Genomic DNA, 12,875 nt, shown 5'->3' on the forward strand with positions numbered 1-12,875 from the left:
CGCGGGGCCCCGCTGCTCCCGGGCGTGGGGACGCGGCCCCTCCGATGCGGGATGCGAGGATGGGCGGGTGTCTGAGCGAAGCCGTCCGTCCATCTTCTGGTTCCTCGCGGCGGCGGTGATCCCCGTGATGACCGCCTCGGTCGACCTGCGGATCCGGAACGGCGACAAGATCCCGAGCACCGGAGCCTTCGTGTTCGCGCCGAACCACTACAGCGAGATTGACCCGATCATCACGGGCTGGACCCTGTGGCGCGCCGGCCGCGCACCGCGCTTCCTCGCCAAGGCCTCGCTGTTCTCGGTGCCCGTGCTCGGCTCGATCCTGCGCGGCTCCGGGCAGATCCCCGTCGAGCGCTCGGGCTCGGTCCGCGGCAGCGAGCCGCTGAAGACCGCCAAGGCTCTCGTGGACGAGGGCCGCTCGGTCATCATCTACCCCGAGGGCACCCTCACCCGCGACCCCGAGCTCTGGCCGATGCGCGGCAAGACGGGAGCGGTGCGGATGGCGCTGCAGTACGGCCTGCCCGTCGTCCCGGTCGCGCACTGGGGCGCGCAGCAGCTGATGGGCCGCTACTCCAAGCGGATCACCCTCTTCCGCCGCAAGCGCGTCGACGTGATCGTCGGCGACCCCGTCGACCTGTCCGCCTTCCGCGGACGCAGCCTCGACTCCGCCACACTCAACGAGGCCTCCGCGGTCGTGATGGCGGCGATCACCGCCCTGCTCGAGGAGCTGCGCGGCGAGGCGGCGCCCGAGAAGCGCTGGAACCCCTCCGAGCACAACCAGAAGGGCACGGGTCGCTTTGAGTCCGAGCAGTAGGAAGGCGCCCATCCCCGTGCCCCGCCGCGTCGCCGTCCTCGGCGCCGGCAGCTGGGGCACCACGTTCGCGAAGATCCTCGCCGACGGCGGCTCCGACGTCGTGATGTGGGCGCGCCGCGCCGAGCTGGCCCGCGAGATCACCGAGGCCAAGCGCAACAGCGACTACCTCCCCGGCATCAACCTCCCGCGCAACATCCGGGCCACGCCGCGCATCGAGGAGGCGCTGGAGGGCGCGGACCACGTCTACCTCTCCATCCCGTCGCAGTCGCTGCGGAGCAACCTCGAGGCGATCACGCCGTTCCTCACCGAGCGCACGGTGCTGGTGAGCCTGATGAAGGGCGTCGAGAAGGGCACCGGCCAGCGGATGAGCGAGGTGATCGCGCAGATGCTGCCGGTCTCTCTCGACCGGATCGCCGTCGCCTCCGGGCCCAACCTCGCCCTCGAGATCGCCAAGGAGCAGCCGACCGCGGCGGTCATCGCCTCCGAGAGCCTCGTCACCGCGCAGGAGGTGGCTCTCGCGGCGACCAACCGCTACTTCCGCTCCTACGTCAACACCGACGTGATCGGCACCGAGTTCGGCGGCGTGCTGAAGAACCTCATCGCCGTGGCGATCGGCATCGTCGACGGCGTCGGCTACGGCGAGAACACGAAGGCATCGATCATCACGCGCGGTCTCGCCGAGATGACCGACTTCGCGGTCGCGTACGGCGGACGGGCCGAGACGATGGCCGGACTCGCTGGGCTCGGCGACCTCATCGCGACGTCGAGCTCGTCCCTCTCGCGCAACAACACGGCCGGGCGCCTGCTCGGCCAGGGCTACAGCTTCACCGACGTGGTGAAGTCGATGCAGCAGACGGCGGAGGGGCTCGCCTCCGTCGCGCCGGTCCTCGAGCTGGCGCGCGCCAGGGGAGTCGACATGCCCATCGTCGAGCAGGTGTCGCAGGTGCTCGCCGGTACGCTCGATCCGAAGGACATCGCGCCGCACCTGACCACGGATTCGGACGAGCCACAGGGTGAGAGGAACCTCGATGACCAGCAAGCTCCGCGTGGCCGTTCTGTTCGGGGGGCGCTCCAGCGAGCACTCGATCAGCTGCGCAACGGCGGCCGGGGTGCTGCGGGCGATCGACCGTGACCGCTTCGAGGTGATCCCCGTCGGGATCACCTCCGACGGCGCCTTCGTGCTCGAGGAGGACCGTCCTGAGAAGTTCGCTCTCGATGCCGCGTCGCTGCCCCGCGTCGAGGACGACGGCTCCCGTGTGCGCTGGCCGGAGTCGGCCCTCTCGCGTGAGCTCACCGTGACGACCGAGGACGGCGCGACGCGCTCGCTCGGCGAGGTCGACGTGGTGCTGCCGATCCTGCACGGCCCGTGGGGCGAGGACGGCACCGTCCAGGGGATGCTCGAGCTCGTCGGGCTGCCCTACGTCGGCTCGGGCGTGCTCGCGTCGGCGCTCGGCATGGACAAGCACTTCACCAAGACGGTGCTGCGGGCCGCGGGCCTCGCGGTGGCGCCCTGGTACCTCGTGACCGAGGCGGAGTGGCGCGCCGACCCGGGCGACGCCTCCTCGGCCCTCGACGAGCTGGGCCTGCCCGCGTTCGTGAAGCCGGCGCGGGCCGGCTCGAGCGTGGGCGTCAGCCGGATCGACGAGCGCGAGCAGCTCGAGGCCGCGCTGGAGGAGGCGTTCGCGCACGACTCGCGGGTGCTGATCGAGTCGGGCATCGTCGGCCGCGAGGTAGAGATCGGCGTGCTCGGCGGCCGCCGCGGTGCTCCGGCCCGCGCCTCCGTCGCCGGCGAGGTGGTCGTCACCGGCCGCGGCTTCTACGACTTCGAGGCGAAGTACCTCGGGGCGTCCGGCATCGAGCTGGTCTGCCCGGCCGATCTCACCGACGGCGAGCTCTCCGAGATGCGGTCCCTCGCGATCCGCGCCTTCGACGCGATCGGAGCCGAGGGCCTCGCCCGGGTCGACTTCTTCCTCACCGCCGACGGCTTCGTCGTCAACGAGATCAACACCATGCCCGGCTTCACGCCGGTCTCGATGTTCCCGCGCATGTGGGGCGCGAGCGGCGTGGACTACCCGGACCTGATCAGCGAGCTGCTCGACTCGGCGCTCGACCGCGTCCCGGTCGCCGCCCGATGACGTCGGCGCTCGCGCTCCGCGTCGAGGCGGGCGCGGCCGCGGCGCCCTTCGAGCAGATCCGTGAGCAGATCACCGCTCTGATCGCCGCGGGCGAGCTGCCGGTCGGCACGCGGCTGCCGCCGGTGCGCGCGCTGGCCGAGACGCTGGGCGTCGCCGCGGGGACGGTCGCCCGCTCCTACCGGGAGCTGGAGTCGGCGGGCCTGGTCGAGACGCGCGGCCGGGCGGGCACGGTCGTCGCGGGAGGCGTGGACGCGCTGGAGCGCGAGCTGCAGGCCGCGGCCGCCGTGTTCGCGTCCCGCGCGCGCGAGCTGGGGGCGACCTCCGATGGTGCGCTCACCGCAGCGAGTCGAGCCCTCGGCGTCTGACGCTGAAGCTCAGCCGGTGGGCGTGTCCGTCGGATCGAGGGTGTCGGCGTCCGAGACGTCGGTGCACTCGCGCGTCTGCGGGACGTAGGAGACGGCGTTCGCCAGGTCGAGCGCGGCGGAGGATCCGGACGCGCGGCTCTGGTCGACGGTGATCTCCACCGCGGGATCGCGACCGTAGGTGGTCAGCGTGTAGATGTCCTCGTCCTTCTGCGTCTCGTCGATGATCCAGTCGACTCCGCTGACGTTCACGCAGAGGTCCGTCGTCGGGCCGGGCACCTCGACTCCGCAGTGGAGGATGACGGCGGCCGGGGTGCCCCAGGCGGCGGTGCCCTGAGCGTTCGTCTCGCGCTCGGGCTGCTCCGCGACCACGTCGGGCAGGCGCACCGAGACCTCCGCGCAGCCGGTGCTCGTCGCATCGGCGGCGGGCTCGAGGGCGACGCTGGCCGAGCAGCCCGAGAGCAGCAGGACGGCGGCGGCGGCGAGAAGGGGGGAGCGGAGTCGGCGGGGGGACATCGCCGTCAACGCTAGCGTGTGAACCATGGCAGAGGATCGGAGTCCCACCCTGGCCGAGCTCAGCGAGGGCGAGGTGCTCGCGAGGGTGCTGGCCCGGCTCGGCGGCCCGGGCGCGGAGACCCTGGTCGGGCCCGGCGACGACTGCGCGGTGCTGCGCGCTCCCGACGGCCGCTTCGTGGTGACCACGGACATGATGGTGCACGGCCCCGACTTCCGGCTGGCCTGGTCGCGCCCGGCGGACCTGGGCTGGAAGGCGGCGGCCTCGAACCTCGCCGACGTCGCGGCGATGGGGGCCCGTCCCACCGGGCTCGTCGTCGCGCTCGCGGCACCCCAGTCGCTGGGCGTCGACGTGCTGGAGGGGATCGCGGGCGGCCTCGCCGCCGGCTGCGCCGCGATGGCGCCGGGATGCGGAGTCGTCGGGGGAGACCTGTCCGCCTCCGCGACGCTGACGCTCTCGATCACGGCGTTCGGCTCGCTCGACGGACGACCGCCGGTGCTCCGCAGCGGTGCGAGGCCGGGGGACGTGCTCGCCGTGGCCGGTCCGCTGGGACGAGCGGGGCTCGGGCTGCGCCTGCTGTTCGAGCAGGCGCGGCGGGACGGGGAGCCGTCGGCCGACCTCGCCGCCCGGCTCCGCGAGCGGCATCCGTCCCTCCTCGAGGCGCAGCTGCGCCCGACCGCGCCGATCTCCGCGGGCGAGGCCGCGGGCGGGACCGCCACCGCGATGATGGACGTCTCGGACGGCGTGGTGCTCGACGCCCGTCGGATGGCGCGTGCGAGCGGAGTGGCGATCGACCTCGATGCCGCGGCGGTCGACGTGCACGCGCGCGGGCTCACGGGCGTGGAGGGCGTGGACCTCGACCTGGCGAGGGCGTTGGTGCTGGGAGGCGGCGAGGACCACGCGATGCTCGCGTGCTTCCCGCCCGCCGCGGCGCTGCCGGAGGGCTTCGTCCCGCTCGGGGTCGTCCGCGAGGGGGACCCGGAGGTGCGCCTGGGCGGGGTCGCGCTCGAGGGGCGCGGGGGCTGGGACCCGTACCTCGGCTGGGACGGCGCCGCGGGCTGAGGCCGGTCAGCCGGCCGCGGAGGAAGCGGGCGAGACGGGCGACGCCGGTGAAGCCCACCAGATCGTGGTCTCGCCGTAGTCCTTCCTCCGCTCCCGCTCCAGACCCGCGGGCCAGCGCGGCTCCGGGCTGCGGGAGCTCCGCTCCACGACGACCACCGCGTCCTCGCGCAGCAGCGGCAGCACGCCGGCGAGATCGGCGGCGAGGTCGTCCTCGCCGAGGTCGTAGGGCGGGTCGAGGAACACCGTGTCCGTGTTGAGGGCCGGGGACCCGTCGAGGAAGGAGCGGACCGAGCCGGTCACCACCTCGATCCGCGGGGCGGGCCGCTTGTTCTTGGCAGCCGCGGTCACGATCGCCCGTGCGTTCTCGCCCGCGGTCCGGGCGGCCTTCGGGTCGCGCTCGACCAGGACGACCGCGCTCGCTCCGCGGCTGGCCGACTCGAGCCCGAGGGCGCCGGAGCCCGCGTAGAGGTCGACCACCGTCGCGCCGTCGAGGGCGTCCCGGGCCTCGAGGGCCGAGAAGACGGCCTCGCGCACGCGGTCGCTGGTGGGGCGGGTGCCCGCGCGCGGGACCCGGAGGGTGAGCGAGCCGGCGAATCCGGCGATGATCCTGGTCACCGGATCGAGCATAGGGCGGCACCCCTGCCCACGGCGTCCGGCGGCCGCCGCGCGCTCCCGCCTGGCGGCACACTGCGAACTCTCGGAACCTGGACCCTTTTCCCGTCAGGACTGCGAGAATCCCTAGCTATGACGTCGCTCGAAGACACCCGCTCCGCTGTCGGCCGCCGAGCGGCTCCCGAGACGCCCCTGACCCGCGAGGAGTTCACGGCGCACTGCGGCGCCGTCCTCGGGAACCTCACCCGCGTGATCGACGGCAAGTCGGCCGAGGTCTCGATGGCGCTGACGGTGTTCCTCGCCGGTGGGCACCTCCTGATGGAGGACGTCCCCGGCACCGGCAAGACGGTCCTGGCGAAGTCGCTGGCGGCCTCGGTCGGCGGCAGCGTCGCGCGCATCCAGTTCACGCCCGACCTGCTCCCCTCCGACGTCACGGGGGTCTCGGTCTACAACCAGGCGACCCGCGACTTCGAGTTCAAGCCGGGCCCGGTCTTCGCGAACATCCTGATCGGCGACGAGATCAACCGGGCCTCGCCCAAGACGCAGTCGGCGCTGCTGGAGTGCATGGAGGAGCGCCAGGTCTCGGTCGACGGCACCACCCACCTCCTCCCGCGCCCCTTCGCCGTGATCGCGACGCAGAACCCGGTCGAGATGGAGGGCACCTACTCGCTGCCCGAGGCCCAGCGCGACCGCTTCATGGCCCGCCTCTCGCTCGGCTACCCCGATGAGCGCGCCGAGCTCGAGATGATCCGCACCCGCGACTCGGCCAGCCCCCTCGAGGAGCTGCGGCCCGTCGTGGGCCTCGCCGAGCTCGAGCGGATGATGGCCTACGTGCGCTCCGTGTACGTCGCACCACCCGTGCAGGAGTACGTGGTGGCGATCATGCAGGCCACGCGGGTCGACCCCGAGCTGCGGCTCGGGGGGAGCCCGCGCGCCACGCTCCAGCTGATCGCCGCCGCGAAGGCTCTCGCCGCCCTCAGCGACCGCGACTTCGTGGTGCCGGACGACGTCGACGCGCTCGCCGTCCCCGTGCTCGGCCACCGCCTCCTGCCCGCCACGCGCCTCCCCGGCCGCTCCGGCGCCGGATCCTCGCACTCGGTCACCGAGATCGTGCAGCGCATCGTCGCGGCCACCCCCGTCCCCTTCGGCAACCGTGGCGACTGAGGCCCGCGCCGCCGAGACGCCGTCGTCCCGTCTCGGCGGTCTGCCCGCGCTCCGCGGGGTCGCGCTGACGCTGCGCGGCTGGGCGCTCGTTCTGCTGGGCGTCGCGGGAGTGGTGATCGCGCCGCTGACAGAGTTCCGCGAGCTGCTGTTCGTCGGCCTGGTGCTGCTGGGCCTGCCCCTGGGCGCGCTCGTCTCCCTGCTCCTGGCGCCGGCGTCGTTCCGAGTGCAGCGCCGCTTCGCTCCCCAGACCGTCGCGGCCGGCGACGTGGTGGAGGTCGACGTGCTGCTCGAGAACCGCGGCCGCGCCGTCCGCAGCGGGGCGCGCGCCCACGACCGGCTCGAGCGCGTGGAGCGCGGGGTCGTCGTCGGCCGGCCGGTCGCCGAGGGCGTCTTCGGGCTGCCGGGCGTCCCGTCGGGCGGCCGCGTGCGCGCCCGCTACCGTCTGCCCGCCGAGCGGCGCGGGATCCACCGCATCGGCCCGCTGCGCCTGGTGCGCGGCGACGGCCTCGGGCTCGCGCTCCGCGAGAGCGTCGTGGGGGCTGCGCAGCCGTTCGTCGTGACTCCGCGGGTCGTGCCGCTCCAGAGCGACGTCCTGGACGCGCACGGAGCAGGCGGATCGAGCCCGGTCGCGCACGCGACGGCCGGCGCCGGCACGGACGACGTGATCCCGCGCGACTACCGCCCGGGGGACGCCATGCGCCGGGTGCACTGGCGGGCGAGCGCCCGCTCCGGTGAGCTCATGGTCCGCCAGGACGAGCAGAACACCGATCCGCACGCGTGGATCCTCCTCGAGACCCGGGCCGAGCGCGTGCTCGAGCGGCGCGGCGACGACCGGCTCGAGTGGGCGGTGTCGATGACGGCCTCCCTCGCCGTGCACCTGCTCGACCGCGGCTTCGAGACCCACCTCGTCGAGACGGGTGCGGACGGCGAGCCGGAGCACTCGGAGGACGAGCGCGAGGTGGCGCACGACGTGCTGCTGCGCCTGGCCGAGCTGGCGCCCTCGCGCGAGTCGGTCGACGCGGTGACCCGGATCTCGGCCGACATGCGCGACACCGGGGGAGTGCGACCGGTCTTCGCCGTCCTCACCCGACTCCTCGAGTCGGACCTCGACGCCCTCGGCTCCCTGGCCGCGCAGTCGCGCCCCGCGATCGCCTTCGTCGTCGCCGGCACCGCTGAGGAGGAGGCGGCTCTCGCCTCGCTCGGCTGGTACGCGGTGTCCGTCGACCCGAGTGCCTCCGTCGAGGAGGCGTGGGCGCAGGCTCTCGCTCTGCGGGTGGTGGCGTGAGCCGCCGCGTCGAGAGCGATCCGCGCGCCGGGTCGGCTCCTCTGAGCGGTCTGCTCTTCCTCGCGATCACGGCCGCCGCCGCCGGGATCGGGCGGCTCCTCGTCGGCGTCGACTGGCTGGTGCTCCTCGCGAGCGCGGTCGCCGTGGTGCTCGGCGTCCCGGCCGCCGCCCGGGCTCTGCGCGTGCACCCCGTCGTCCCGCCGATCCTCGGCACGCTGACGATGGTCGGCGTGCTGACCGCGATGTTCGTGCCCGGTCGGGCCCTGCTGTTCGTGATCCCCACGCCCGGCGCCGTCGCGCAGGCGGAGGCGCTCGCGCAGGGCGGCTTCCAGTCCATCGCCCAGCAGGGGCTCCCGGCCATCGCCGACGACGGCATCTCGTTCCTCCTGATCGGCGGGGTGGTCGTGCTCGCCTGGGCGGCCGACCTGTTCGCCTTCTCCGTCCGCCTCCCCGCCCTGGCCGGTCTGTTCCCTGCGGCGCTGCTCGCGGTGCCGGCGATCGTGGACCCCTCCGAGGTGTCCTGGGCGAGCCTCGTCGTCACTGCGCTCGCCTACGCGGGCGTGCTCGCCGCCACGGCCGCCCCTCGCCGCCCGAGCGGCCCGAGCGCGGCCGCGGCCGTGCTGCCCGCCTTCGCGGCCGTGACCGTCGTCGTCCTGGGCGCGGGAGTCGTCGCCGGGTCGGCGGCAGGCTACGCGCGCACCACCGCCCCCTCGGGCGTCTCCGGCAGCCTCTTCAACGGCGCGATCGACCCGGTGGTCGCTCTCGGCGCGGACCTGCGCCGCCCGAACCCCGTGACCGTGCTGCGCTACGCCACCGACTCCGACCTGCCCGTCTACCTCCGCGTGCTGACCGTCTCGGACTTCGACGGTGACGACTGGGCGCCGAGCGAGACGGAGCAGACCGCTCCGATCGAGGCGCCGATCGCGCCCGAGGGGCTCTCCGAGAGCGTGCCGCGCGAGGCGGAGGAGGTCGACGTCTCGGTGGAGACGCTGCGGAGCCAGTGGCTCCCCGTGCCGTATCCGGTCTCGTCGCTGACGGGCGTCGGCGACGGCTGGCTCCAGGACGTGCAGGACGGCTCGATCCGCGGCGACGCGACGACCCGCTCCGGAGACGACTACCAGGTGCAGGCGCTGCGGCTCGAGCCCGACCCGCAGCAGCTGCTCGCCGCGCCCGCGCCGTCCGGCGTCGACCGGTACCTCTCGCTCCCCGACGACGTGCCCGAGATCGTCCGCACCACCGCCGAGGAGGTCACGGCGGAGGCTCCGACCGCCTACGACCGGGCGCGCGCGCTGCAGACGTACTTCCGCTCGTCCGAGTTCCGCTACTCCGAGGACACCCCCGCGGAGGAGGGCTACGACGGCGACGGAGTCGGCGTGCTCTCGGCGTTCCTGACGACGAAGGAGGGCTACTGCGTCCACTTCGCCTCGGCGATGGCGGTGATGGCGCGCGAGCTCGGGATCCCGTCGCGGCTCGCCATCGGCTACCAGCCCGGCTCCGTCGTGCCCTCCGGCGGCAGCGACCTGACCACCTACCGCGTCCTCTCCTCCGACCTGCACGCCTGGCCCGAGCTGTACTTCGAGGGAGTCGGCTGGCTGCCCTTCGAGCCGACGCCCAGCCGCGGCGCTCCGGCCTCCTACACCCTGCCGAGCGCGACGGCGTCCTCGGGCCCCACCGCCCCGGGCTCGACCGCGACCACCGCGCCCGGTGCGACCAGCGCTCCCGCCGCGACACCCACTCCGACGGCCGCGTCGGCGACGCCGACCCCCGGTGCCGTCGGCGCCTCGAGCACCACGGCGGCTCCCGCGGCCACGCTCTGGGTGCTGCTCCTGCTGCTCGTGCTCGTCCCCTGGCTGATGCGCGCCGTCCAGCGCGCGCTGCGGCGCCGGTCCGCGCGCTCCGGCTCCGTCGAGGCCGCGTGGGCCGAGCTGCTGGCGACCGCCCGCGACCTGGGCGTCCCCGTGGAGGACACGGAGTCTCCGCGCGCGCAGGAGGCCCGCATGGCTCCCGCCCTCGACCCCGGAGCGGCGGCACGTCTGCAGGGGCTCCGGGAGCGCGTCGAGCGCCGGCGCTACTCGCCGTCCGCGAGCGAGTCGGAGGCGTGGGACGACGCGACCGCCGTGGCCGCCGCGCTCCGCGGCTCCGCGGGTGCCGGTCGTCGGGTGCTCGCGTCGGTCGTGCCGCGCTCGGCGCTGGACCCGGTCGCCCGGCTCGCGCGTCCGAGGTCCGACCTATGATCGCTAGGTGATCCCGGACCCCCTCGACGCCTCGCTCGCGCCGCTGATCGGGCCGCGCACGGCGACCGCGGTCGAGAAGGCCTTCGGGTACCGCACGGTCGGCGAGCTCCTGGGCCACTACCCGCGCCGCTACGCGAAGCGGGGCGAGCTGACGGCGCTCTCGCGTCTCCCCGTGGGAGAGAGCGTGACGATCGTGGCGGAGGTGCGCGAGGTGCGCGAGCGGCCGATGCGCAACCGGCGCGGCACCCTGCTCGAGGTCGTCATCTCGGACGGCTCGGGCACGCTCTCGCTGACGTTCTTCGGACAGCCCTGGCGCGCGGCGAAGCTCCACCGCGGCGTGCGCGGGATCTTCGCGGGCACGGTCTCGATGTTCCGCGACACCCCGCAGCTCACGCATCCCGACTACCGCCTGTTCGACGACGAGGAGGCCGCCGCGACGGAGACGGGAGGCGGTGAGCTCGCGAAGGACTGGGCCGAGCGGCCGATCCCGATCTACCCGGCGACCAGCGCGATCTCGAGCTGGCAGCTCCAGGCCGCGATCGGCGTGCTGCTGGACGGCTTGCGCGACGTGCCCGACCCGATGCCCGAGCAGGTGCGCGCCGGCCGCTCGCTGCTGGGCCTCGGCGAGGCGCTGGAGCTGATCCACCGCCCGCAGCGGGAGGGCGAGGAGGCGCAGGCGCGCGAGACGCTGCGCTTCCACGAGGCGTTCCTCCTGCAGCTCGCCCTGCTCGAGCGCCGGGCCTCGGCGCGCAGCAGCCCCGCGACCGCCCGCGTGCCCGGCCCCGGCGGGCTGCTCGAGCGCTTCGACGCCGCGCTGCCCTTCGCCCTCACCGGCGACCAGACCGCGGTGGGGCACGAGATCGCCGCCGACCTGGCCGCCGAGAGCCCGATGACCCGGCTGGTGCAGGGCGAGGTCGGCTCCGGCAAGACCCTCGTCGCGCTCCGGGCGATGCTCGCCACGGCCGAGAGCGGCGGGCAGGCGGCTCTGCTCGCTCCCACAGAGGTGCTCGCGGGGCAGCACCTCCGCTCGATCGCGAGGACCCTCGGCCCGGAGCTCGCGGCCGAGCTGGTGCCGACCCTCCTCACCGGCGGGCTGGGGGCGGCGCAGCGCCGTGCGGCCCTCCTCCGGATCGTCTCGGGCACGGCGAAGATCGTCGTCGGCACGCACGCCCTCCTCGGCGACGCGGTCTCCTTCTACGACCTGGGCCTCGTCGTGATCGACGAGCAGCACCGCTTCGGCGTGGACCAGCGGGACGCTCTGCGCCGGAAGGGCGCCACCCCGCCGCACGTGCTGGTGCTGACGGCCACGCCCATCCCGCGGACCGTCGCCATGACGGTCTTCGGCGATCTCGACACCTCGACCATCCGCGAGCTGCCCGCCGGGCGCCCCGGCATCACGAGCCACGTGGTCCCGCTCGCCGACCACCCCGCGTGGATCGCGCGGGCCTGGGAGCGCGCCGAGGAGGAGATCCGCTCGGGGCACCAGGTCTACCTCGTCTGCCCGGCGATCGAGCCGGGGGAGCCCGCCGAGGGCGCGCAGCCGCCCGAGGAGGACGCCGCCGCGCCGCTCACGACCGTCGCGGCGACGCTGGAGGGCGTGCGCGCGCATCCGCTGCTCGGGAAGCGCCGGTCGGCCGCGCTGCACGGGCGGATGACGACGGAGGAGAAGGACGCCGTGATGCGCTCCTTCGCCGCGGGGGAGATCGACGTCCTGGTGTCGACGACGGTCATCGAGGTCGGCGTGGACGTGCCGAACGCCTCGATGATGGTCGTGCTCGACGCGGAGCGGTTCGGGGTCTCGCAGCTGCACCAGCTCCGCGGGCGCATCGGGCGCGGCGGCGTCGCGGGGGTGTGCCTGTTCGTGACGGCGGCGGAGGCGGGGACGGTCGCGCGCGAGCGGGTGGAGGCGGTCGCCGCGACGCTCGACGGCTTCGCGCTCGCCGAGGTCGACCTCGAGCTGCGCCGCGAGGGCGACGTGCTGGGCGACTCGCAGTCCGGCGGGCGCTCGTCGCTCCGCCTGCTGCGGGTGGTGCAGGACGCCGACGTGATCGTGGAGGCGCGGGCGCTGGCCGAGCGGCTCCTCGCGGAGGACCCGTCGCTCGCCGCGCACGACCGGCTCCGTGCCGCGCTCGAGCGCCGCGTGCAGGACCGCGACCGGGAGTTCCTCGCCAAGAGCTAGGCGGTGCCCGCCCGCTACTCTGTCGGCATGGCCCGCATCGCCGTCGTCCCCGGCTCCTTCGACCCCGTGACCCTCGGTCATCTCGACGTGATCGAGCGGGCCGCGCGCCTGGTCGACGAGCTGCACGTCGTGGTGGTGCACAACCCCGCCAAGACGGCGCTGCTGCCGATCGCCCAGCGCGTCTCGCTGATCGAGCAGTCGATCGCGGAGGCCGGGCTCGAGGGGCGGATCGTCGTCGCCTCGTGGAGCATGGGCCTGCTCGTCGACTACTGCACCGACGTCGGCGCGAGCATCCTGGTGAAGGGCATCCGCTCGCAGGTCGACGTGGCGTACGAGACCCCCATGGCGATCGTGAACCGCAACCTCGCGCACGTCGAGACGGTGTTCCTCCTGCCCGATCCCGCGCACGCCCATGTGTCGAGCTCGCTGGTGCGGCAGGTCTCCTCCCTCGGCGGCGACGTCGCCCCCTACGTGCCGCCCGCGGTCGCCGCGTACCTCGCCGCCGGCTGAGGCGCCG

General features: G+C 74.4%; 12 protein-coding genes. 10 read left to right on the forward strand and 2 right to left on the reverse strand.

Translation table 11 applies throughout. From position 1 onward, the window contains the following. Positions 1-67: 67 nt before the first annotated feature. Genes C5D09_RS02220 through C5D09_RS02235 form a run of 4 tightly spaced genes read left to right on the forward strand, consistent with a single transcriptional unit; the run spans position 68 to position 3,311 of the window. Positions 68-811, forward strand: a complete 744-nt coding sequence (locus C5D09_RS02220; RefSeq protein ID WP_244229445.1) for a 1-acyl-sn-glycerol-3-phosphate acyltransferase — start codon at positions 68-70, stop codon at positions 809-811. Between the two features lie 16 nt (positions 812-827). Further along, a complete protein-coding gene (locus C5D09_RS02225) occupies positions 828-1,943 on the forward strand; it encodes an NAD(P)H-dependent glycerol-3-phosphate dehydrogenase (RefSeq protein WP_181027083.1) in 1,116 nt (371 codons plus the stop codon). Continuing rightward, positions 1,840-2,946 carry a D-alanine--D-alanine ligase family protein gene (locus C5D09_RS02230; RefSeq protein ID WP_104223094.1) on the forward strand — a complete coding sequence of 369 codons (1,107 nt, stop codon included), beginning with the start codon at positions 1,840-1,842 and terminating at the stop codon, positions 2,944-2,946. Before C5D09_RS02225 ends, C5D09_RS02230 begins: the two co-directional genes overlap by 104 nt. Beyond that, positions 2,943-3,311: a GntR family transcriptional regulator gene (locus C5D09_RS02235; RefSeq protein ID WP_104223095.1), complete on the forward strand. Its 369-nt coding sequence runs from the start codon at positions 2,943-2,945 to the stop codon at positions 3,309-3,311. The genes C5D09_RS02230 and C5D09_RS02235 overlap by 4 nt, the downstream gene beginning before the upstream one ends. Positions 3,312-3,320: 9 nt before the next feature. Here the strand turns inward: C5D09_RS02235 and C5D09_RS02240 are convergent, their stop codons facing one another. Beyond that, positions 3,321-3,824, reverse strand: coding sequence for a DUF3515 family protein (locus C5D09_RS02240; protein ID WP_104223096.1), 504 nt, complete (start codon positions 3,822-3,824; stop codon positions 3,321-3,323). Between the two features lie 25 nt (positions 3,825-3,849). On the opposite strand from C5D09_RS02240, the gene thiL reads away from it, so the two are divergent. Then, positions 3,850-4,884, forward strand: a complete 1,035-nt coding sequence (thiL, locus tag C5D09_RS02245) for a thiamine-phosphate kinase (RefSeq protein WP_104225623.1) — start codon at positions 3,850-3,852, stop codon at positions 4,882-4,884. Between the two features lie 6 nt (positions 4,885-4,890). Here thiL and C5D09_RS02250 read toward each other — a convergent pair whose 3' ends face one another. Then, on the reverse strand, positions 4,891-5,499 hold the full coding sequence (locus C5D09_RS02250) for an RsmD family RNA methyltransferase (protein WP_104223136.1): 609 nt from the start codon (positions 5,497-5,499) through the stop codon (positions 4,891-4,893). A gap of 129 nt (positions 5,500-5,628) precedes the next feature. Here C5D09_RS02250 and C5D09_RS02255 point away from each other — a divergent pair, with 129 nt between their 5' ends. The 5 genes from C5D09_RS02255 to coaD are packed head-to-tail and all read left to right on the forward strand — an operon-like array spanning position 5,629 to position 12,868. Further along, positions 5,629-6,660 carry a MoxR family ATPase gene (locus C5D09_RS02255; protein ID WP_104225624.1) on the forward strand — a complete coding sequence of 344 codons (1,032 nt, stop codon included), beginning with the start codon at positions 5,629-5,631 and terminating at the stop codon, positions 6,658-6,660. Next, positions 6,650-7,945: a DUF58 domain-containing protein gene (locus C5D09_RS02260; protein ID WP_104223099.1), complete on the forward strand. Its 1,296-nt coding sequence runs from the start codon at positions 6,650-6,652 to the stop codon at positions 7,943-7,945. Before C5D09_RS02255 ends, C5D09_RS02260 begins: the two co-directional genes overlap by 11 nt. Then, on the forward strand, positions 7,942-10,179 hold the full coding sequence (locus C5D09_RS02265; protein WP_104246549.1) for a DUF3488 and transglutaminase-like domain-containing protein: 2,238 nt from the start codon (positions 7,942-7,944) through the stop codon (positions 10,177-10,179). The genes C5D09_RS02260 and C5D09_RS02265 overlap by 4 nt, the downstream gene beginning before the upstream one ends. 7 nt (positions 10,180-10,186) lie before the next feature. Then, on the forward strand, positions 10,187-12,358 hold the full coding sequence (locus tag C5D09_RS02270; RefSeq protein WP_374953798.1) for an ATP-dependent DNA helicase RecG: 2,172 nt from the start codon (positions 10,187-10,189) through the stop codon (positions 12,356-12,358). Between the two features lie 27 nt (positions 12,359-12,385). Beyond that, positions 12,386-12,868, forward strand: a complete 483-nt coding sequence (gene coaD, locus C5D09_RS02275) for a pantetheine-phosphate adenylyltransferase (RefSeq protein ID WP_104233800.1) — start codon at positions 12,386-12,388, stop codon at positions 12,866-12,868. Positions 12,869-12,875: the final 7 nt, after the last annotated feature.

It is taken from the genome of Rathayibacter sp. AY1C9 (assembly GCF_002932315.1).
Taxonomy (GTDB): Bacteria; Actinomycetota; Actinomycetes; order Actinomycetales; family Microbacteriaceae; genus Rathayibacter.